This window comes from Mycobacterium sp. (assembly GCF_025933915.1).
Classification (GTDB): domain Bacteria; phylum Actinomycetota; class Actinomycetes; order Mycobacteriales; family Mycobacteriaceae; genus Mycobacterium.
In genome coordinates this window covers 1-19947 of the sequence record NZ_JAICZA010000086.1, presented here as the reverse complement: position 1 = coordinate 19947, position 19947 = coordinate 1, and the positions used below count along the sequence as shown (strand labels likewise).

General features: G+C 66.5%; 21 protein-coding genes. 12 read left to right on the top strand and 9 right to left on the bottom strand.

Annotated features, from left to right (window positions below; genetic code table 11):
* The 3 genes from Q0W90_RS14970 to Q0W90_RS14960 form a co-directional block, all read left to right on the top strand.
* Positions 1 to 131 (top strand): hypothetical protein (locus tag Q0W90_RS14970; RefSeq protein WP_297775019.1); only part of this gene is annotated, 131 nt, incomplete at its 5' end.
* The gene (locus tag Q0W90_RS14965) at positions 128 to 754 is read left to right on the top strand and encodes a fatty-acid--CoA ligase (RefSeq protein WP_297596557.1); all 627 of its coding nucleotides are present in this window, start codon (positions 128 to 130) and stop codon (positions 752 to 754) included. The genes Q0W90_RS14970 and Q0W90_RS14965, both read left to right, overlap by 4 nt.
* Before the next feature lie 10 nt (positions 755 to 764).
* Positions 765 to 950: a (2Fe-2S)-binding protein gene (locus tag Q0W90_RS14960; RefSeq protein WP_297596559.1), complete on the top strand. Its 186-nt coding sequence runs from the start codon at positions 765 to 767 to the stop codon at positions 948 to 950.
* A 23-nt stretch (positions 951 to 973) separates the two neighbouring features.
* Here the strand turns inward: Q0W90_RS14960 and Q0W90_RS14955 are convergent, their stop codons facing one another.
* Positions 974 to 2689 (bottom strand): alpha-keto acid decarboxylase family protein, encoded by a 1716-nt coding sequence (locus Q0W90_RS14955; RefSeq protein WP_297596560.1) that lies wholly within the window; start codon positions 2687 to 2689, stop codon positions 974 to 976.
* Between the two features lie 35 nt (positions 2690 to 2724).
* Between Q0W90_RS14955 and Q0W90_RS14950 the strand changes: the two genes are divergently transcribed.
* Positions 2725 to 3168, top strand: coding sequence for an SRPBCC family protein (locus Q0W90_RS14950; protein ID WP_297596561.1), 444 nt, complete (start codon positions 2725 to 2727; stop codon positions 3166 to 3168).
* Positions 3169 to 3386: 218 nt separating this feature from the next.
* On the opposite strand, the gene Q0W90_RS14945 is transcribed toward Q0W90_RS14950, so the two are convergent.
* On the bottom strand, positions 3387 to 3677 hold the full coding sequence (locus tag Q0W90_RS14945) for a metal-sensitive transcriptional regulator (RefSeq protein ID WP_297697507.1): 291 nt from the start codon (positions 3675 to 3677) through the stop codon (positions 3387 to 3389).
* Between the two features lie 260 nt (positions 3678 to 3937).
* Here Q0W90_RS14945 and Q0W90_RS14940 point away from each other — a divergent pair, with 260 nt between their 5' ends.
* Complete coding sequence (locus tag Q0W90_RS14940) at positions 3938 to 4393, top strand: SRPBCC family protein (RefSeq protein ID WP_297775016.1); 456 nt, start codon at positions 3938 to 3940, stop codon at positions 4391 to 4393.
* A gap of 58 nt (positions 4394 to 4451) precedes the next feature.
* A complete protein-coding gene (locus tag Q0W90_RS14935) occupies positions 4452 to 4907 on the top strand; it encodes an SRPBCC family protein (RefSeq protein ID WP_297602195.1) in 456 nt (151 codons plus the stop codon).
* On the opposite strand, the gene Q0W90_RS14930 is transcribed toward Q0W90_RS14935, so the two are convergent.
* Complete coding sequence (locus Q0W90_RS14930) at positions 4900 to 6081, bottom strand: pyridoxal phosphate-dependent aminotransferase (protein ID WP_297775014.1); 1182 nt, start codon at positions 6079 to 6081, stop codon at positions 4900 to 4902. The two genes, Q0W90_RS14935 and Q0W90_RS14930, sit on opposite strands and share 8 nt — an antisense overlap.
* 199 nt (positions 6082 to 6280) lie before the next feature.
* Here Q0W90_RS14930 and Q0W90_RS14925 point away from each other — a divergent pair, with 199 nt between their 5' ends.
* Positions 6281 to 7492 (top strand): acetyl-CoA C-acetyltransferase, encoded by a 1212-nt coding sequence (locus Q0W90_RS14925; protein ID WP_297775012.1) that lies wholly within the window; start codon positions 6281 to 6283, stop codon positions 7490 to 7492.
* 4 nt (positions 7493 to 7496) lie between these two features.
* On the top strand, positions 7497 to 9641 hold the full coding sequence (locus Q0W90_RS14920; RefSeq protein WP_297775010.1) for a 3-hydroxyacyl-CoA dehydrogenase NAD-binding domain-containing protein: 2145 nt from the start codon (positions 7497 to 7499) through the stop codon (positions 9639 to 9641).
* Between the two features lie 76 nt (positions 9642 to 9717).
* Here Q0W90_RS14920 and Q0W90_RS14915 read toward each other — a convergent pair whose 3' ends face one another.
* The 3 genes from Q0W90_RS14915 to Q0W90_RS14905 all read right to left on the bottom strand — a co-directional run bounded on the left by Q0W90_RS14915 (position 9718) and on the right by Q0W90_RS14905 (position 12494).
* Positions 9718 to 10323, bottom strand: a complete 606-nt coding sequence (locus Q0W90_RS14915; RefSeq protein ID WP_297775008.1) for a class I SAM-dependent methyltransferase — start codon at positions 10321 to 10323, stop codon at positions 9718 to 9720.
* Positions 10324 to 10356: 33 nt separating this feature from the next.
* Positions 10357 to 11217: an LLM class F420-dependent oxidoreductase gene (locus tag Q0W90_RS14910; protein ID WP_297597686.1), complete on the bottom strand. Its 861-nt coding sequence runs from the start codon at positions 11215 to 11217 to the stop codon at positions 10357 to 10359.
* A 68-nt stretch (positions 11218 to 11285) separates the two neighbouring features.
* The gene (locus Q0W90_RS14905) at positions 11286 to 12494 is read right to left on the bottom strand and encodes an FAD-dependent monooxygenase (RefSeq protein ID WP_297775006.1); all 1209 of its coding nucleotides are present in this window, start codon (positions 12492 to 12494) and stop codon (positions 11286 to 11288) included.
* Positions 12495 to 12574: 80 nt separating this feature from the next.
* Between Q0W90_RS14905 and Q0W90_RS14900 the strand changes: the two genes are divergently transcribed.
* Complete coding sequence (locus tag Q0W90_RS14900) at positions 12575 to 13111, top strand: TetR/AcrR family transcriptional regulator (RefSeq protein WP_297597681.1); 537 nt, start codon at positions 12575 to 12577, stop codon at positions 13109 to 13111.
* Between the two features lie 27 nt (positions 13112 to 13138).
* Positions 13139 to 14128 (top strand): LLM class F420-dependent oxidoreductase, encoded by a 990-nt coding sequence (locus Q0W90_RS14895; RefSeq protein WP_297775004.1) that lies wholly within the window; start codon positions 13139 to 13141, stop codon positions 14126 to 14128.
* A gap of 7 nt (positions 14129 to 14135) precedes the next feature.
* Here Q0W90_RS14895 and Q0W90_RS14890 read toward each other — a convergent pair whose 3' ends face one another.
* Positions 14136 to 14429 (bottom strand): antibiotic biosynthesis monooxygenase, encoded by a 294-nt coding sequence (locus tag Q0W90_RS14890; protein WP_297597677.1) that lies wholly within the window; start codon positions 14427 to 14429, stop codon positions 14136 to 14138.
* Between the two features lie 143 nt (positions 14430 to 14572).
* On the opposite strand from Q0W90_RS14890, the gene Q0W90_RS14885 reads away from it, so the two are divergent.
* The gene (locus Q0W90_RS14885) at positions 14573 to 14986 is read left to right on the top strand and encodes an OB-fold domain-containing protein (protein WP_297597675.1); all 414 of its coding nucleotides are present in this window, start codon (positions 14573 to 14575) and stop codon (positions 14984 to 14986) included.
* A gap of 58 nt (positions 14987 to 15044) precedes the next feature.
* Complete coding sequence (locus tag Q0W90_RS14880) at positions 15045 to 16190, top strand: thiolase family protein (protein ID WP_297597673.1); 1146 nt, start codon at positions 15045 to 15047, stop codon at positions 16188 to 16190.
* Positions 16191 to 16202: 12 nt separating this feature from the next.
* Here the strand turns inward: Q0W90_RS14880 and Q0W90_RS14875 are convergent, their stop codons facing one another.
* Complete coding sequence (locus tag Q0W90_RS14875) at positions 16203 to 17852, bottom strand: DNA repair helicase XPB (protein ID WP_297597671.1); 1650 nt, start codon at positions 17850 to 17852, stop codon at positions 16203 to 16205.
* Between the two features lie 47 nt (positions 17853 to 17899).
* Positions 17900 to 19947 (bottom strand): helicase-associated domain-containing protein (locus Q0W90_RS14870; RefSeq protein ID WP_297775001.1); only part of this gene is annotated, 2048 nt, incomplete at its 5' end.

The window sequence follows — 19947 nt, the reverse complement described above, 5'->3', positions numbered from 1 at the left end:
TCAGCGCCGACGAGTTGATCGGCTGGTGTCGTGACCGCATGGCCGGGTTCAAGGTGCCGCGCGCGGTACAGTTCCTTGATTCACTCCCACTCAACGCGACGGGGAAGGTGATGAAGGACCAACTCCGATGAACAACGGCGATATTCATTCGATGGTGATCGCCTCGGACTACCGGATCCCGGATCCGTCCCGGGTTTGGCCGCTGCTGGAACGCAACAAAGCGGCCCTCGCCGATATCGGCGCGCACCACGTGCTGGTCTACACCTCAACACACGACTATGGCCGGGTCCTGGTGATGATCGGAGTCCACAGCCGCGAGCCGATCGTCGAGCTGCTGCGGTCCCGGGTCTTCTTCGACTGGTTCGACGAAGCCGGCGTCGACGACATCCCTGCGGTGTTCGCCGGCGAGATCGTCGACAGGTTCATCGCCCAGCCACCGACAACCTCGTCAGCACCCGGCGTCGTGGTGGCCGCCATCGCGTCCGTCAACGATGTACTCCTGCTGACTTCCGAAGTCAGCACGGCGATAGACAGGTTCACCACCGCCGGAATCCGAAAGACCTGGGTATTCCAGGCCTTCGACGATGACCACGAAGTGTTGATCCTGCAGGAGTTCCCCGACGAAGACAGCGCGCGGCAGTGGATCGACCACCCTGATGCCGCGGCGCAGTGGATGTCGGGAGCGGGTATCGGCGCCTACCCGCCGCTGTTCGTCGGCCGGTTCTTCGACATGATGCGCATCGGGGCGGACTGAGGATTCGCCCGTGTTCGTGTGCCTGTGTAACGGGGTCACCAGCCAGACGGTGACCGAGGCCGTGGAATGCGGGGCGTCGAGCACCAAAGAAGTTGCCGAGGCGTGCGGAGCGGGCGCCGATTGCGGTCGCTGCCGGCGCACGCTACAGGCCATCCTGCGGTCATCGTCGCCGGACCACACACCCAACTCGATTTGACCGGGTCCGCGCCGCCGTCGTCGTCAGCGGCGCGGACTGCCGTCCGGTGACGTCTGCTGGACGAGTTCGACGAGCAGGCGTGGAATCTCGAGCCGCGGCAGCACCACCTCGACGAACACCATGCGGTCTTTGTGTTTGGCCGCGGCGGTCAATGCGTCGTCGAGTTCCCCGTAGGTGTGAACCCGGAACGCCAGGTGGCCGGTGACGCCCAGTGCGCCCGGAACGTCAGTCCACTTCCAGCTCACGATGTCGTTGTACGGCGCCGTCTCGCCGTGGATCGCGCGTTCGACGGTGTAGCCGTCGTTGTTGACCACCACGATGACCGGGGAGAGCCCCTCGCGCGAGAAGGTGCCGAGCTCTTGGATGGTCAGTTGCGCCGCGCCGTCCCCGATGAGCAACACCGTCCTGCGGTCCGGATGCGCCACCGCGGCCCCGAGCGCGGCGGGCAACGTGTAACCGATTGAGCCCCATAGCGGTTGACCGATGAAGGTGACTCCTTGCGGCAACCGGTGGTCGGCCATGCCGTAGAAGGACGTGCCCTGATCGGCGAGCACCACGTTGCCCGGTGTGAGCGCCAGGCAAAGACGATTCCACAACATCTTTTGCGTAAGTGGTTGATCGCGCGGCGGGGACGGCGGGAGCGGTGCGGCGCGCGGCGGCGTCACCGGGGGCGACGAGATCCCGCGCCGGACCAGGATGGTGGCCAGTGCCTCCAGCGCTGCGCCCATTTCCAACGGCGCGAAGACTTCTCCGGCCACGCTGCTTTGATACTGGCCGACGTCGATGGTCCGGGCCGGGTCGATCCGCTGGCTGAAGAAGCCGCTCACCATGTCGGTGAACACCACACCGGCGGTGACCAAGACCGGCGCCTCTTCGATCGCGGTACGTACCGTCGGCGCACTGGCCGATCCCGCGTAGATTCCCAGGAAATTCGGTGCGCTCTCGTCGAGCAGGCTCTTCCCCCACATCAACGTGGCGTGCGGCACGACGTCCGCCGCCAGCAGCGCCTCCAGCTCTTTGATCGCCTGCAGGCGGTGGACGAGCAGGTCGGCGAGCACGGTGAGCTGGTGGTCGGCGATGAGCTCGGTCGCCGCCTCGACGAACATGGCCAGCGCGCGGGGGCTGGTGCCTCCGGGGTAGCGGGGCAGCGGCGCCTCGGGCGCTTCGGTGGGGAAGCGGGCCACGTCCGTGGACAGCAGGATGTATCCGGGTCGCTTCTGTTCGCGCACCTCGCACAGCACCCGGTCGATCTCTCGGCGCGCCGTTGCGGGCATGAGATTGGCTTGAGCGCAGGTGATTTCGCGGCTGACCCGGAAGAAGTGCTCGAAATCCCCGTCGCCGAGCGAATGGTGCAGTGCGCGCCGGGTGCCTTGGGCGTCCTTGGAGGGGCCGCCGACGATGTGCACGACGGGCACCTGCTCGGCGAAGCTCCCCGCGATCGCATTGGCCGCTGACAGCTCACCGACACCGAATGTCGTTACCAAAGCCGACATTCCGCGCAGTCGTCCATATCCGTCGGCGGCATAGCCGGCGTTCAGCTCGTTGGCGTTGCCGACCCACCGCAGGGTCGGGTGGGCGATGATGTGGTCGAGGAACTCCAGGTTGTAATCACCGGGAACGCCGAAGATCTCCGAGACGCCGAGTTCGGCGAGACGGTCCAACAGGTAGTCACCGACGGTGTATGCGGGATCGGTCACGGCATCAGTCACAGCCACGACGGTACGCTCGACCGAATCCATCCCGGGCGGGACGCCGTGCCAGTATCGTGCGGGCCATGGCACTCAAAGAATCCCGCGACATCGTGATCGAAGCCAGTCCCGAGGAGATTCTGGACGTCATCGCCGATTTCGAATCGATGCCGGAATGGTCGGACCCGCATCAGAGCGCGGAGGTCCTCGAGACCGGCGACGACGGGCGGCCCCGCCAAGTGAAGATGAAGGTCAAGGTCGCCGGGATCACCGACGAACAGGTGGTCGCCTACACCTGGGGGGCCGACACGGTGAGCTGGACGCTGGTCAACTCCTCGCAGCAAAAGGCACAGGACGGGAAGTACACCCTGATACCGCAGGGCGAGGCCACCCTGGTGAAGTTCGAGCTGTTCGCGGACCCGAATGTGCCGCTGCCCGGCTTCGTACTGAAGCGTGCCGTGAAGGGCACCATCGATTCCGCCACCAAGGCGCTGCGCGAGCGGGTGCTCACGGTGAAGAAGCGTAAGTAGTCTCGGTGAGCGGCGGTCGCCCGCTGGCCGGGGTGACACGTCTGGGGCTGCGATAAACGGTGGGGGATTTGGCGCCAATGCGCCTGCGGTGGAGCATTTTTCAAGCGGCGAAATCCGACGACGGACCGGGTGCATCCGCCCCCCGCACCGAATCACACGTCCACGATCGGCACAACGTTTAGGCCTTTAGGCCCCAAGGCTTGATTGCGACCGAGTGATCAGGAGCGTACGAGGCGCGCAATGGCCGCCGAGGCTTCGGCGAGTTTGCCCTCGGCCTCGGCACCGCCCTGGGCGACCGCACGTGTCACGCAGTGATCAAGGTGCTCGTCCAGCAGACTCAGCGCCACCGAGCGCATGGCACTGTTGACTGCACTGATCTGGGTCAGCACGTCGATGCAGTATTTGTCGTCCTCGATCATCTTCGCGATGCCGCGGACCTGGCCTTCGATCCGCCGCAGCCGTTTCGCGTAGTTGTCCTTCTTTGCGGAATACCCGCGCTGGGTTGTCACCGGGCCTCCACCATTGTCGTCAGCGGGTCGATCACGCCCCGTGTGGCCATCGTACCTACCCCGCGGGGGTACACATGCCGCGACGGCTAACGACGCAGCGCAGCGCATTGCCGATCACGCTTCCGCGCGGTTCTCGGACACCGCCCGGACCGGTCGAGCGACCGCCGGGGCGACCACGTCGCCTGACGAAATCGATTGGTAGAACGTCGCTTGCGCCGAACCGATCCGTACCCGGGTCGGTGTTGCTAAATTTGATGTCAGTGGCCGTAAAAGCATCACGCGAATTTGTCGTCGATGCGCCGCCAGAAGTGGTCATGGAGGCGCTGACAGATGTCCGCGTCCTGTCGTCGTGGTCACCGCTGCACAAACACATCGAAGTGATCGACCGTTATCCCGACGGCCGGCCCCACCATGTCAAGACCACCATCAAGGTTCTGGGGCTCGCCGACAAAGAGATCCTGGAATATCACTGGGGTCCCGACTGGGTCTGCTACGACGCCAAAGGCACCTCTCAGCAACATGGTCAGCACGTCGAGTACAACCTCACACCCGAAGGCGTCGGCCAGACCCGTGTGCGCTTCGACATCACCGTCGAACCGGGCCGGCCCATACCCGCGTTCATCGTCCGGCGGGCAAGCGAAAGCGCTCTCGACGGGGCGGAAAAGGGATTGCGGGAATTGGTGATGCGCGGCAACCGTTCAGCCGAGTCGGAATAGTCGTCATCGATGGTTTTCGGCCTCCATCGGCGGCGGTGCTGTTGTTAACTTGTAGGCAGTGGCTGTGCAAGCATCGTCGGAAATCGTGATCGATGCGCCTCCAGAGGTCATCATGGAGGCGCTCGCCGATATGGACGCGGTGCCGTCGTGGTCGTCGGTGCACAAGCGGGTCGAGGTCGTCGACAAGTACCCCGACGGGCGACCGCATCATGTGAGGGTCACGATCGCGGTGACCGGAATCCACGACACGGAACTGGTCGAATACCACTGGGGGCCGGACTGGATGGTGTGGGATGCCCACAAGACGGCCCAGCAACACGGTCAGCACGGGGAGTACAACCTGAGCCGGCTGGGCGACGACAAGACCAGGGTGCGCTTCACCATCACGGTCGAACCCTGGGCCCCGCTACCGGAGTTCTGGGTCGCGCGGGCCCGCAAGAAAATTCTTCATGCCGCCCTGGAAGGTTTGCGCACGCGGGTGATGGGTCTCGAGGGCTTCGGCCCGGCTAGGTAGCGTCGCGCAGCGCGGCCAGGCGCCTGATCGCCTCATCGAGCGTGTCGTCGCGTTTACAGAAGGTGAAGCGCACCAAGTGGTTCCACACGTCGGCCGGCCCGTGCGCTGTCTCCGGATCGCAGAAGGCCGACATCGGGATCGCGGCGACCCCGACCCTTTCCGGGAGCGCCGCGCAGAACGCGGTGCTGTCGTCATAACCCAACGGGCGCGGATCGGCGCACAAGAAATAGGTGCCGGCGCTGTCGTGCACCTCGAACCCGATATCGATCAGCCCGGCGGCCAGCCGATCGCGCCTCGCCTGCAAAGTGGCGCGCAGTTCGTCCACCCACGCGCCCTCCTTTTCCAACGCCAGAGCCACTGCCGGCTGGAATGGCGCGCCCCCGACATAGCTCAGATACTGTTTGGCCGCGCGCATCCCGGCGATGAGTTGTGCTGGGCCGCAAGCCCATCCGATCTTCCAACCTGTGCAGTTGAACATCTTGGCCGCGCTGGAGATGGTGATCGTCCGTTCGGCCATGCCGTCGAATCCGGCCAGCGGCACGTGTTGCCGGCCGTCATACACCAGGTGCTCGTACACCTCATCGGTGATCACCAACAGGTCGGCCGCGACGGCGATCTCCGCGATGGCCGTGAGTTCGGTCGTGCTGAGCACCGTGCCAGTCGGGTTGTGCGGTGAGTTGACGATCAGCGCGCGGGTCCGTGGCGTCACCGCCCGCCGCAGCGCGTCGGCGTCCAGCGCGAAACCGCGGCCGTGGGGGACCAGCGGCACGGTGACGCGGTGCGCGGCGGCCATCGCCACCACCGGCGAGTAGGAGTCGTAGAACGGCTCGATGAGTAAGACTTCCGAGCGGGGTTCGATCAGGCCGATCACCGCCGAGGCGATGGCCTCGGTCGCTCCGACCGTCACCAGCACCTCGGTGTCGGGGTCGTACTCGATGCCGTAGTGGCGCTGACGTTGGGCGGCGATCGCGTGCCGTAGCGACGCGATGCCGATCCCGGGTGGGTACTGGTTGATGCCGTCGGCGATGGCCTGCTGGGCGGCCTTCAGCATGGCCGGCGGCCCGTCTTCGTCGGGGAAACCCTGGCCAAGGTTCACCGCTGAAACTCGTGCGGCCAGCGCCGACATCTCGGCGAACACCGTGGTCGCGTACGGGCGCAGTCGCGAGACCGTCATGGTCGTCGAGCTTAACTTCCGGCCTCCGGCGTGACTGCAGCGTCAAGCTCGGCGCCGAACGTGACTGTCGCGTCACGCTCGGGCCGCTGACCAGTGCCAACCTGCCCAACCAACAGGTTGGCCGGGCCCTGCTGTTAGGGTGGAGCTGGACCTAGTCTTCAAGACGGATTCGAACCCTATTCGCGAACAGGAAGTCGTCATGTCCGAACAAGCTTTCATTTATGAGGCCATCCGCACACCGCGGGGCAAGCAACGCCACGGATCGTTGAACGAGGTCAAGCCGGTCAACCTGGTCGTCGGCCTGATCGAGGAAATGCGTACCCGGTTCCCCGACCTGGACGAGAACCTGATCAGCGACGTCATCCTCGGTTGTGTCTCCCCGGTCGGTGACCAGGGCGGCGACATCGCCCGCACCGCCGCACTAGTGGCCAAGCTGCCCGAGACGACCGGCGGCTTCCAGCTCAACCGGTTCTGCGCGTCGGGCCTGGAGGCGGTTAACCTGGCCGCGCAGAAGGTGCGTTCCGGCTGGGACGACCTGGTGCTCGCCGGTGGCGTGGAGTCGATGAGCCGGGTGCCGATGGGGTCCGACGGCGGCGCGTGGGCGCTGGACCCGGAAACCAACTATGCGGTCGGGTTCGTGCCGCAGGGCATCGGTGCCGACCTGATCGCGACCATCGAGGGCTTCTCCCGCGACGACGTCGACCGCTTTGCGTTGCGCAGCCAGGAGAAGGCCGCGGCGGCCTGGTCGGGCGGCTACTTCGCCAAGTCGGTGGTCCCGGTGCGCGACCAGAACGGCCTGGTGATCCTCGACCACGATGAGCACATGCGTCCCGACTCCACCCTGGAAGGCCTGGGCAAGCTCAAGACCGCGTTCGACGGTATCGGCGAGATGGGCGGCTTCGACGACGTGGCACTGCAGAAGTACCACTTCGTCGAGAAGATCAACCACGTGCACACCGGCGGCAACAGCTCCGGCATCGTCGACGGCGCCGCGCTGGTGCTGGTCGGTTCGGAGGCCGCCGGCAAGTCGCAGGGCCTGACTCCGCGGGCCCGCGTGGTGGCGACCGCCACCAGCGGCGCCGACCCGGTCATCATGCTCACCGGCCCGACACCGGCCACCCGCAAGGTGCTCGATCGCGCCGGTCTGACCCTCGACGACATCGACCTGGTCGAGATCAATGAGGCGTTCGCATCGGTGGTGCTGAAGTTCCAGAAGGACCTGAACATTCCCGACGAGAAGCTCAACGTCAACGGTGGCGCCATCGCGATGGGCCACCCGCTGGGCGCCACCGGCGCCATGATCACCGGCACCATGGTCGACGAGCTCGAGCACCGCAACGCGCGTCGTGCCCTGGTCACACTGTGCATCGGCGGCGGCATGGGTGTCGCCACCATCATCGAGAGGGTTTAAGGCCATGGCAGAGAACACCATTGCTTGGGATAAGGACGCCGACGGCATCGTCACCCTGACCCTGGACGACCCCACCGGGTCGGCCAACGTGATGAACGAGCACTACAGCGAGTCCATGCACAACGCCGTCGAACGCCTTGCCGCCGAAAAGGATTCGATCACCGGCGTGGTGATCACCAGCGCGAAGAAGACCTTCTTCGCCGGCGGTGACCTGAAGGGCATGATCAACCTCGGACCGGAGAACGCCGGCGAGGCGTTCGACACCGTCGAGTCGGTCAAGCGTGATCTGCGCGCGCTGGAGACCCTGGGCAAGCCCGTGGTGGCCGCCATCAACGGTGCCGCGCTGGGTGGTGGCCTGGAAATCGCGCTGGCCTGCCATCATCGCATCGCCGCCGACGTCAAGGGACTGGTCGTCGGTCTGCCCGAGGTGACCCTGGGCCTGCTGCCCGGTGGCGGCGGGGTGACCCGCACCGTGCGGATGTTCGGCATCCAGAACGCGTTCATGAACATCCTGTCGCAGGGCACCCGCTTCAAGCCGGACAAGGCGAAAGAGATCGGCCTGGTCGACGAGCTGGTCGGCTCCGTCGAGGAGCTGGTCCCAGCGGCCAAAGCCTGGATCAAGGCCAACCCCGACTCACACGAACAGCCCTGGGACAAAAAGGGTTACAAGATGCCCGGCGGAACCCCGACCAGCCCCGCGCTGGCCGGCATCCTGCCGTCGTTCCCGGCGTTGCTCAAGAAGCAACTCAAGGGCGCCCCGATGCCTGCGCCGCGGGCCATCCTGGACGCGGCCGTCGAGGGCGCGCAGGTGGACTTCGACACCGCCAGCCGCATCGAAAGCCGTTACTTCACCTCGCTGGTCACCGGCCAGGTCGCCAAGAACATGATCCAGGCGTTCTTCTTCGACCTGCAGCACATCAACGGCGGCGGGTCGCGGCCCGACGGCATCGAGCCGGTCAAGATCAACAAGATCGGTGTGCTGGGCGCGGGCATGATGGGCGCCGGTATCGCCTACGTGTCGGCCAAGGCCGGATTCGACGTGGTGCTCAAGGATGTCAGCCTCGAGGCCGCGCAGAAGGGTAAGGGCTACTCCGAAAAGCTTGAGGCCAAGGCACTTCAGCGTGGCAAGACCACCGAGGAGAAGAGCAAGGCGCTGCTGGACCGCATTACGCCGGCCGCCGACCCCGCCGACCTGGCGGGCGTCGACTTCGTGATCGAGGCCGTCTTCGAGAACCAGGAACTCAAGCACAAGGTGTTCGCCGAGATCGAGGACATCGTCGAGCCCAATGCGTTGCTCGGGTCGAATACCTCCACGCTGCCGATCACCGGTCTGGCGGCCGGCGTCAAGCGGCAGGAGGACTTCGTCGGGATCCACTTCTTCTCGCCGGTCGACAAGATGCCCCTGGTCGAAATCATCAAGGGCGAGAAGACTTCTGACGAGGCCCTGGCCCGGGTGTTCGACTACACGCTGGCCATCGGCAAGACCCCGATCGTCGTCAACGACAGCCGGGGGTTCTTCACCAGCCGCGTGATCGGCACGTTCGTGAACGAGGCACTGGCGATGCTCGGCGAGGGCGTGCCCGCGGCCAGCATCGAGCACGCCGGTTCGCAGGCCGGCTACCCGGCGCCGCCGCTGCAGCTGTCCGACGAGCTCAACCTGGAGCTGATGCATAAGATCGCCGCCGCTACCCGCAAGGGCGTCGAAGATGCGGGCGGCAAGTATGAGCCGCATCCGGCCGAGGCGGTCGTCGAGAAGATGATCGAAATCGGACGGCCCGGCCGGTTGAAGGGCGCCGGCTTCTACGAGTATGTCGACGGCAAGCGGACCCAGCTGTGGCCGGGCCTGGGGGACACGTTCAAGTCGGGCAGCGCCGAGATTCCGTTGCAGGACATGATCGATCGCATGCTGTTCGCCGAGGCACTCGAGACGCAGAAGTGCCTGGACGAGGGAGTACTGACGTCGACCGCCGACGCCAACATCGGCTCGATCATGGGCATCGGCTTCCCGCCGTACACCGGCGGTAGCGCGCAGTTCATCGTCGGCTACTCCGGTGCCGGCGGCACGGGTAAGGACGCCTTCGTGGCCCGCGCCAAGGAACTGGCCGCCAAGTACGGCGACCGCTTCCTGCCGCCCGCGTCTCTGAGCTGAGTCCTACCGCGAGCAGACGCGAAAGCCCCCGAAACAACGAGGTTTCGGGGGCTTTTGCGTTGTGTCGTCCGAAAAGCTAACGGTGCCTTTGGAACAGGTAGTACCGAGCCGGGGTTTTCTCGGCGCGGTCCAGCTCGCGTTCGGCACCCGCCGACAGTAGCGTCCAGCTTTGTGCGAAGCGTCGTTCCATCTCGGCGTGATCGACGCCGCGCACCCCGACCCGGCCGCCGGGCACGAACGCGACGATCAACAGCCGGGCATCGGGGGCGGCCACGGCGCTGACCTCTCGGACGTAGCCGTCGCGATCCGCGTCGCTCATGTTATGCAGGCAACCGTTGTCGATGATCAACTCGAAGTTCGCACCGATCCCGGCCTGGCTCAGCTGTGTGACGTCGGCCCGGACGAAGTCCACCGCCGCGCCGGCCGCGCCGGCCTTGGCCCGCGCCCGTTCGAGGGGCTTGGCCACGAAGTCGACAGCGGTGACCTTCCAGCCGTGCTGGGCGAGGTAGATCGAACAGTCACCGGTACCGCATCCGAGTTCCAGGGCGGACCCGGCGGGAAGTGCGGCGGCGTCGCTGGTCCCCTCGACCAGATCCCGCACGCTTTGGGCGAGCGGATGACCGTCCCACGGGGTGAAACCGAAGCGGTAAAAGATCCGAAACAGCGTCTGTTTGGAAGCCATAGCTCACCCTAAGCCGCGTGGCCGGTCACCCTTCTATCTGGTGGCGGCGGCGATTCGGCGCCATTCCGCGCGCGGGAAGGCTCGTGGATCGGCCAGTAGCACCTGGACGCAGACATGATCAGCGCCCGCGGAACGATGTTCGGCGACCCTGCCCATGATGGCGTCTTCGTCACCCCAGGCAATGATCGCGTCGAAGAGCCGATCGCTCACCTGTGTCACATCATCTTCGGAGAAGCCGCTGCGCAGCAGGTTGTTCGCGTAGTTGGGCAACGCCAAATACGACCGCAGCCAATCGGTTCCGACCTGGCGCGCCTCGTCGGCGCTGTCGGTCAGGATCACCGTCTGCTCCGGGAGCAGCAGGGGGCCCTGGCCCAAAGCCGAACGGGCAGAAGCGGTGTGGTCGGGAGTGACCAGGTACGGATGGGCGCCACCGGCGCGGCTCGCGGACAGTTGCAGCATCTTCGGGCCAAGCGCGGCGAGAACCCGGCGCTCGATGGGAACCGGCCGCGGCGCGGCATCCAATGCGTCGAGGAACGACGCCGTCGCCGCCAGCGGTTTGCGGTAGCGACCGGGCTGGCCGGCGTCGATCAGCGGTGCGTGGCTGACGCCGATTCCCAGCAGGAAGCGGTCCCCGTGCTCGGAGGTCAGCGTCGCATAGGATTCGGCGACGTCCTCCGGCGAATGCATCCACAGATTCAGGATGCCGGTGGCGATCACGGTCCGCTTGGTCGAGGCGAGCAGATGACCCACCGAGTCGAACACCGGTCCGCCGACGTCGGGTATCCACAACGCGGGGAAGCCGAGTTCATCGAGTTCGGCTGCTGCGTCGGCGGATTCGCCCGGGTCGCCGTAGCGCAGCTGACTGCTCCAGATCCCAACGCCGGTCAGTTCCATCTGATGCCTTCCCTTCTTGGCATGCGCCTGCCGCGGCGACTCGGTTCCGCGTCTTACTGGACATGCTGTCAGACGTCGCTTCCGGCGTATTCGGGGACCGGCATCGAATCGTGCATGCGGACTCCCTTGGTGTTCAGCTTGGCCAACGATCGGGATAGTGACCCTGGCATCGCCGAGATCAGTTGGGCTCCACGGGTTAACGCCCAGAGTCCAGCTTTTGAACCGGGGATGATGCCCTTGGCGGCGCCGCGAGCGAAGGACCGGCTGCGATGCACCGGTTCGCGCATCTGCAGTTCGTACGCGGCGAAGGCGCGTAGGTGGTCGCCGTCGGCCCGGGCGAGCTCTCCGGCCAGCACGTAGGCGCCGAGGACGGCAAGGCTGGTGCTGCCGCCCACGGCCGGGCCGGGGCAGTATCCGGCGTCGCCGACCAGGGTGACCCGGCGGCGCGACCACCTGTCCGTGCGCAGCTGGGTGATGGAGTCGAAGTAGAACGTGGGCGTGCGCTCGATTTCGGTCAGCCAGCTGTCCACCTGGTCGTGCATCCCGGCGAACGCGTCGCGCAGTAACTCCTTCTGCCGCACCGCATCGCGGTGGCCGTAGTCCAATTCCTCGTTGTTGCGAAACAGAAACACCACCCGTGCGTCGTCCAGGTGGTCCGCCGTGTAGATCCCGGCGAAACGGCCGACGCCGACGTGGCCGACCATCCGGCCGGGCTCGACCAGCGATTTGGGCGCCGACAACACCGACAGGTATCCCCCGAGGAAGCGCGTCAGCCCGGCCTCATCACCGAACGTCAGGCGCCGAACGTTGGAATGCAGGCCGTCGGCACCGACGATGACGTCGAAGGTGCGCGCCGGGGAGCGCTCGAACGCCACGGTGCCGTCGTGCTCGATCGCGGTGATCGAGTCGCCGAACAGGTACTCGACGTCGTTGCGGGCGGCGTCGTAGTAAATCTCGCTGAGGTCGTCGCGCATGATTTCCACGTGCCGGTCGGAGCTCGCGGCGTAGACCTTGGTGAGGTCGACCTCGATGGCCCGTGCCCGGCCTTCTCGGAACAACGCCAGCCGGTTCGTTCCGGTGGCCAGGGCCTCGATACGCGGCAGGACACCCATCTTCGCCGAGATTTCCATTGCGGGGCGGAACAAGTCGACGGCGTGACCGCCGGTTTTGCGCAACGTCGGTGCGCGCTCGACGACCGTGACGTCGAAACCGTAACGGGACAGCCAGTAGGCCAGCACCGGGCCGGCGACGCTGGCACCGGAAATGAGTATCCGCATGATCCACCTCCCGCACTTACTTAACGTTCGGTAAGCATAACATCCCACTTACCGATCGGTAAGTCAGATAAACTCATGGGGTGAGCAGGCCCCGATCAGACACGCGCGAGCGGATTCAAGAGGTCGCGCGCGAGCTGTTTTTGCAGCGGGGCGTGCAGCGCACCAGCCTGCAGGACATCGCCAACCAGCTAGGCATCACCAAACCCGCTCTGTACTACCACTTCCCGTCGCGCGAAGAGTTGGTGCGCAGCATCCTGGTGCCGCTGATCGACGAGGGCGAGCGGTTCGTCGCCGACCACGAGAGCCGCGGCGACACCGATGCCCGCGAGTTACTAGAGGGCTATTTCGATTTCCACTATCGGCACCGCCGGGATCTGGTGCTGCTGCTGACCGAGTTGTCGACACTGATCGACCTCGACCTCATCGACACCGTCCTCGCATGGCGCGAGCGGCTGGCCCGGCTGGTGTTCGGTGAGAAGCCGACGCTCGCGCAGTCCACCCGCGCGGTCGTGGCGTTCGGCGGTCTGCAGGACTGCTGCGTGCAGTTCGTCGACGCGCCGCAGGAGGAGTTGCGCGAGAAGTCGGTCGCGGCAGCGCTCGCCGCGCTGCGTGGGTGAGGTCTGGCCGGGATAAAGTCCCTTGGTATGCGCTTTGGACTCTTCATTCCGCAGGGCTGGCGAATGGATCTCGTCGGTATCGAACCCGAAAAACACTGGGCGGTGATGCGAGACCTGGCCGGCCACGCGGACCGGGGCAGCTGGGATTCACTGTGGGTCTACGACCATTTCCACACCGTCCCGGTGCCCACCGGTGAAGCCACCCACGAAGCGTGGTCGCTCATGGCCGCGTACGCGGCCACCACGTCGCGGATCAAGCTCGGCCAAATGTGCACGGCGATGAGCTACCGCAACCCGGTCTACCTCGCCAAGGTCGCCGCCACGGCCGACATCATCTCCGGTGGCCGGATTCAAATGGGGATCGGCGGCGGCTGGTACGAACACGAATGGCGCGCTTACGGTTACGGATTCCCGTCGGCGGGCGTGCGGTTGGGTCGCCTGGACGAGGGGGTCCAGATCATGCGCGACGCCTGGCGCGACGGCAAAGTGAGCTTGGACGGTAAGCATTATCAGGTGGACGGCGCGATCGTCGCTCCTAAGCCGCTGCAGGACAACGGAATCCCACTGTGGATCGCGGGCGGCGGCGAGAAGGTGACCTTGCGCATCGCCGCCAAATACGCGCAGTACACCAACTTCACGCCCGAGCCCGGGGCGTTCGCCCACAAGTCGGAGCTGCTGGCCGAGCATTGCCGCGAATTGGGCACCGACTTCGATGGCATCGTGCGTTCGGTCAACGTCAATGCCGTCGTCGGGACGTCGGAGGTCGACGTCAAGGACCGGCTGCAACGGGTCCGCGACCGCATGGTCGGGTACGTGGGCGAGGCTGCCGCGGACGCGATGATCGCCGGCACCAGCGGTCCGGACTCGGCAACGGGCACACCGGAACGGGTCATCGAGCGCCTGGCGAAGATCCGCGACCTCGGGTGTGACTACGCCATCTGCTATTTCCCCGAGGCCGCCTACGACCGTTCCGGCATCGAGCTGTTCGAACGAGAGATCATTCCCGCCCTGAGCTGACGGCTCGTCAGACGTCGGCCGTGACGTACCTCGTCTTGGCCGGGGGCGCGGCCAGCAGCGGGGGAAGCTGGGTCAGCTTGCCCTCGCCGGCGCGAAACGCGCGGTAGGCCTCGTCATGCTCGACCGAATCCCAGATCTCGTAGATCAGCCAGTGCGCTTCGTCGTCCTCGTCGACGAGCACGTCGGTGCGGACGTTGCCGTCGAACCTCCGGGTGTCTTGCAGCGCCCGGCCCATCAGCTCGCGCCCCGCGGCGACCTCGTCGGGCTTGAACCTGAGCTCGAGTATCACGGTGACCGTCATGGCGCCAACATATCTTCCCCGCGCGGCCCCCCGGCGTTCGGCCGTTGTGCGCTGACGAGAATGCGGTTTCCACTTTTCGGAAGGCTGTTATACGGTTCAGTGAGTTCTGTTGGCGGATTGTGGACGTCCTGGAGGATCCCTCGATGCAGAAGGCGCTAGCCCCCGAGATCTCTACCTGGCCGGATGAGAGCCCGCAGCTGATCGGCAGCCGATGCGGCAGCTGTGCGGCCACCACCTTCCCGGTGCAGCAATGGTGCCCGCGTTGCAGCGCCGGCGAGATGTCCGACGTGTTGTTGCCGCGCCGCGGGACGCTGGTGGCGTGGACGACGCAGGGCTTCCCGCCCGGAGCCCCCTACCTCGGCCCGGCCGGCAAGGACTTCGTGCCGTTCGGCGTCGGCCTGGTTCAGCTCGGTGACGTCATCCGCGTCGAAGGGCGGTTGACCGAGAACGACCCGGCCAAGCTGCAGTTCGGCCAGCAGGTCGAGCTCACCATGGTGCCGTTCGCCACCGACGACGAGGGCGCCGAAATCATCACCTTCGCGTTCCAGCCGGTCTAGGGGCGGGCGCCACCAAGCTATCCAGCGGGTTGCCCCCGTCCACCCAGGAGGATTTGAGATGACCAACGACGTCGCCATCATCGGCGTGGGCCTCCACCCGTTCGGCAGGTTCGAGAAGACCGCGATGCAGATGGGCGCCGAGGCGGTGCAGCTGGCGCTCAAAGACGCCGGCGTGGCCTGGAAAGACATCCAGTTCGGTTTCGGTGGCAGCTATGAGGTGTCCAACCCCGACGCGGTGACCCGGCTGGTCGGGCTGACGGGCATCACGTTCACCAACGTGTTCAACGCCTGCGCCACCGCGGCCAGCGCCATCCAGCAGACCGCCGACACCATCCGGCTGGGCAAGTACGACATCGGCATCGCCATCGGCCTCGACAAGCACCCCCGCGGCGCGTTCACCGACGACCCCGCCAAGCTGGCGCTGCCGCAGTGGTACGCCAACAACGGGCAGTTCGTCACCACCAAGTTCTTCGGGATGAAGGCCAACAAGTACATCCACGACCACAACATCTCCCAGGGCACCTTGGCCAAGGTGGCCGCCAAGAACTTCCGCAACGGCGCACTGAATCCGAATGCGTTCCGGCGCAAAGCCATTCCCGAAGACGAGATCCTCAACTCGACGGTGCTCAACTACCCGCTGACCCAGTACATGTTCTGCGCGCCCGACGAGGGCGCCGCCGCGGTCATCATGTGTCGCGCCGACATCGCCGAGAAATTCACCGACAAGCCGGTGTATGTGCGCGCCAGTGAGATCCGCACGCGCACGTTCGGCGCCTATGAGGTGCATGCCACCTCGGCGCCGCTCGACGAGGATCCCTCGCCGACCGTGTACGCCGCCAAGGCTGCCTACGAGGCGGCCGGCATCGGACCCGAAGACGTCGACGTCGCGCAGCTGCAGGACACCGACGCCGGGGCCGAGGTGATTCACATGGCCGAGACCGGTCTCTGCGCGGACGGCGAGCAGGAGAAGCTGCTGGCCGATGGCGCCACCGAGATCCACGGCTCGATACCCGTCAACACCGACGGCGGGCTGATCGCCAACGGCGAGCCGATCGGCGCGTCGGGGCTGCGGCAGGTACACGAACTGGTGCGGCAGTTGCGCGGGGAAGCGGGGGAGCGTCAGGTACCCGGCAACCCGCGCGTCGGGCTGGCCCAGGTGTACGGTGCGCCCGGCACCGCGTCGGCGACGATCCTGTCTCTGTAGCGCACGCTCGCGCTAGATGGCCGGGCCCAGGAGGTCGTCCGCGTCGCGGATGATGTAGCCATAGCCCTGCTCGGCGAGGAAGCGCTGCCGGTGCGCGGCGTATTCGGCGTCGAGGCTGTCGCGCGCCACCACGGAATAGAAGATGGCGCCCCCGCCGTCGGCCTTGGGCCGCAACAACCGGCCCAGCCGCTGCGCCTCCTCCTGGCGTGAACCGAAGGTGCCCGAGACCTGCACGGCCACCGAGGCTTCCGGCAAGTCGATGGAGAAGTTGGCGACCTTGGACACCACCAGCGTGTTCACCTCGCCGCGGCGGAACGCGTCGAACAGTTCTTCGCGTTCCTTGGTCCGCGTGGAGCCCTGGATCACCGGGGCGCCCAGCTCGGCGCCCAGCTCGTCGAGCTGATCGAGGTACGCGCCGATCACCAGGGTCTGCTCACCCGGGTGCTTTGCCAAAATCGATTTGACCACGGCGATTTTGGTGTGCACCGTCGAGCACAGCTTGTAACGGTCCTCGGGTTCCGCGGTGGCGTACATCATCCGCTCGTTGTCGGTCATCGTGACCCGCACCTCGACGCACTCCGCCGGCGCGATCCACCCCTGCGCCTCGATGTCCTTCCACGGCGCGTCATAGCGTTTCGGGCCGATCAGGGAGAACACGTCGCCCTCGCGGCCGTCCTCGCGGACCAGCGTGGCGGTCAACCCCAGGCGCCGCTTGGACTGCAGGTCGGCGGTCATCCGAAACACCGGCGCCGGCAACAAGTGGACCTCGTCATAGATGATCAGCCCCCAGTCGCGGCTGTCGAAAAGCTCGAGGTGCCGATACTCGCCTTTGGTGCGGCGAGTGATCATCTGGTACGTCGAGATGGTGACGGGCCGGATTTCCTTGCGCTCGCCGGAGTATTCGCCGATCTCGTCCTCGGTGAGCGACGTGCGGGCGATCAGCTCGCGTTTCCACTGCCGCGCCGCGACGATGTTGGTGACCAGGATCAGCGTCGTCGCACCGGCTTTCGCCATCGCGGCCGCCCCCACCAGCGTCTTACCGGCACCGCAGGGAAGCACCACCACACCGGATCCGCCGGACCAGAACGAGTCGGTGGCCATCTGCTGGTAGTCGCGCAGGTGCCAGCCGTCTTGGGCCAAGCTGATCGGATGCGCCTCGCCATCGACATAGCCCGCGAGATCCTCGGCGGGCCAACCGATCTTGAGCAGCATCTGCTTGACCCGGCCGCGCTCGCTGGGGTGGACGATGACGGTGTCGTCGTCGACTCGGGCACCGAGCATCGGCGCGATCTTCTTGTTGCGCAACACCTCCTCGAGCACCGCGCGATCCAGGCTTACCAGGCTGAGGCCGTATGCCGGGTTTTTCACCAGCTGTAGACGGCCATAGCGGGCCATGGTGTCGACGATGTCGACCAGCAGCGGCTGGGGCACCGCGTAGCGGGAGAAGGAGACCAGTGCGTCGACGACCTGTTCGGCATCATGACCGGCGGCGCGCGCGTTCCACAGCGCCAGCGGCGTGATGCGGTAGGTGTGCACGTGTTCGGGTGCGCGTTCCAGCTCGGCGAACGGTGCGATGGCGGCCCGCGCCGCGCCGGCCTGCTCGTGATCAACTTCGAGCAACACCGTCTTGTCGGACTGCACGATCAACGGTCCGTCAGACATAGTCAGCGTCGCTCCTTTTCATTTCCTGGCCGGCGTGAGTCATTCCATTATCGGTCGGGGGCCGATACCACCGACGTGATCCGGTGGATCGCGAAGTCGCGCAGCCTCCCCGACGCCGAGTCGAACGCGACCAGCTGACCGCCCCGGACGGTGATCGGCGATACGACCCGCTGGGTGGCCACGCCGGCCGCGTCTAGATAACCGATCACCATGGTGTCTTGTTCCCTGGCCGCGCGCTGCAACAGCGTCATGGTGGCCGCCGGATCGACACGGATATTGCCGAACGGCGCGGCGGTGACCTTGCGCAGCACCGCCACGACCGCGTTGAGGCTTTCGCTGTTGGGGCGCCGCACCGGACGGTACGGGCGGCGTTGCTGCGGCGTGGCCACCCGGGCGCCGCGGGGCCGGACGTCGACGATGGCGCCCGAGGAGTCTTCGGCCGCCGGGGCAAAACCCGCGGCCCGCAGCGCGGCGAGCACCTCGCCGATCGGCGCCGGCGACACCGCCACCGTGGGGGCCAGGGCGCGCAACTGCACATCTTCGGTCGCGGCCACGGCCTGGGCCAGCAAGGCCGGGTCCTCGCAGCGGACGAACGACGCGGCCAAGCCGATCCGCAGCTGCCCGTGCCTGCGCGCGACGTCGTCAATGAGATAGGTAAGGCCTTGGGGCACCGGCGTTTTGGAGTGCTTGGCGAACAGTGCGTGCATCCAGTCGCGGGTCTTGCCGACATCGAGCGCATGCCGGATCGACTGCTCGCTGACGCGATACACCATCGCTGTACCGGCCGATTCGACGGTGGCCACGGCGGCGAGTTGCTCGGCCAACTCTCGCTGCAGCGGGCCGGGCACGACCACGGTCAGGTCCGCCTGCACCAAGAAGTGATCGACCGGCTTGGGTAGCGCCCGGGCCATCGCGTCGACCGCGGCCTGGGGATCGGCGTCCTCGTCCAGCAGCGCGCGACCGGGCGTGCTGATCGCCCCGCGCCCCACCAGGCCCATGGCGTGGCTTTCGGCGAGCAGATCCCCGATGGGCCCGGGCTGCAACCGCTTAGCCCAGCGCGGACGCCGCCAGATCAGCGCCGCCGACGCCTCCACCGCGTCGACGCCGGCACCCGACGGGAGCTCGGACAGCATGCCGAGCAATAGCCGGCGGTCCAGCGGTGCGGCGGTGGAGTACAGCGCATCACTCAGGGCCCCATAGGGTTTGGCGTCGGGGCTGCGAGTGCCGATCAGCGCAGGCCGGCTGGGAAGGTCGAGCCAGCTAGCGGCCAACAGCTGCCAGCGCTCGGCGGTGGACATCGCGGTGAACCGGTCGGTGGCGACCGTCGGCGCCCAGTACGGTCCCTCACCGGCGGTGGGTTCGGGGTCGGGCATCCCGCTGGCGATCAATCCGGCCGCGGCCGCGACTTCGAGGATCAAACCCAACCGCGGCTCGTCGATGCCGGTCAGCTTGCTCAGCCGCTTGACATCCCGAATTCCCAGCCCGCCGCTGCGCAGCTCGGAAACCGGTGCGGCGGAAAGCGTTTCAAGCAAAACGTCGAGCTCCCGCAGCAGATCGATGGCGGCTCCGGCGGCGGTCGCGTCGGCATCGTCGGGAGTGGTGGTCGATACCACCGGGTCCGGAGCGGTCAGCCGCATGGGGCCGGGCCGCTCGCCACGCAGCACCTGCCCCACGTGGCGGGGCAGGATCACGGTCTCGGCGTCGATCCGGCGCAGCAGCCCTATGGCCAGCAGCTGGGGCACCGGGCGGTCGGCCGGCGCGCCGGGTGCGGCGTCACGGGTGCGGCCCATCGGGGACCCTTCGAGGAGTTTCTCCAGGACCTCGAGCTGAGCCTGGTTGAGGTCGTCGATCAGGCCGGCGATCTGCTCGGCGCTGCGGAAAGTGTCCTCGAGAATGACCTGCCCCGGGTACCACGGCATTCCCGTCGCGGCATCGGCGGCGACCCGCAGCGCGGTCTCGCCCCACACCAAGACGCGCTGCCGGAGATCGTCGACCGCGTCGAGGACGTCGGATTCGGGGGCGCGGTCACCGATCAGCGACAGCAGCTTCGCCGTCGGCACCGGTTCCGCGTCGGCCTGCAGCACCAGTAGTGCGT

Bases quoted from the DNA above. Each gene is read 5' to 3' on its own strand.
- Q0W90_RS14965 (WP_297596557.1), top strand. From the start codon at position 128: ATGAACAACGGCGATATTCATTCGATGGTGATCGCCTCGGACTACCGG.
- Q0W90_RS14955 (WP_297596560.1), bottom strand. From the start codon at position 2,689: ATGGATTCGGTCGAGCGTACCGTCGTGGCTGTGACTGATGCCGTGACC.
- Q0W90_RS14950 (WP_297596561.1), top strand. From the start codon at position 2,725: ATGGCACTCAAAGAATCCCGCGACATCGTGATCGAAGCCAGTCCCGAG.
- Q0W90_RS14930 (WP_297775014.1), bottom strand. From the start codon at position 6,081: ATGACGGTCTCGCGACTGCGCCCGTACGCGACCACGGTGTTCGCCGAG.
- Q0W90_RS14925 (WP_297775012.1), top strand. From the start codon at position 6,281: ATGTCCGAACAAGCTTTCATTTATGAGGCCATCCGCACACCGCGGGGC.
- Q0W90_RS14920 (WP_297775010.1), top strand. From the start codon at position 7,497: ATGGCAGAGAACACCATTGCTTGGGATAAGGACGCCGACGGCATCGTC.
- Q0W90_RS14915 (WP_297775008.1), bottom strand. From the start codon at position 10,323: ATGGCTTCCAAACAGACGCTGTTTCGGATCTTTTACCGCTTCGGTTTC.
- Q0W90_RS14910 (WP_297597686.1), bottom strand. From the start codon at position 11,217: ATGGAACTGACCGGCGTTGGGATCTGGAGCAGTCAGCTGCGCTACGGC.
- Q0W90_RS14905 (WP_297775006.1), bottom strand. From the start codon at position 12,494: ATGCGGATACTCATTTCCGGTGCCAGCGTCGCCGGCCCGGTGCTGGCC.
- Q0W90_RS14895 (WP_297775004.1), top strand. From the start codon at position 13,139: ATGCGCTTTGGACTCTTCATTCCGCAGGGCTGGCGAATGGATCTCGTC.
- Q0W90_RS14890 (WP_297597677.1), bottom strand. From the start codon at position 14,429: ATGACGGTCACCGTGATACTCGAGCTCAGGTTCAAGCCCGACGAGGTC.
- Q0W90_RS14885 (WP_297597675.1), top strand. From the start codon at position 14,573: ATGCAGAAGGCGCTAGCCCCCGAGATCTCTACCTGGCCGGATGAGAGC.
- Q0W90_RS14880 (WP_297597673.1), top strand. From the start codon at position 15,045: ATGACCAACGACGTCGCCATCATCGGCGTGGGCCTCCACCCGTTCGGC.
- Q0W90_RS14875 (WP_297597671.1), bottom strand. From the start codon at position 17,852: ATGTCTGACGGACCGTTGATCGTGCAGTCCGACAAGACGGTGTTGCTC.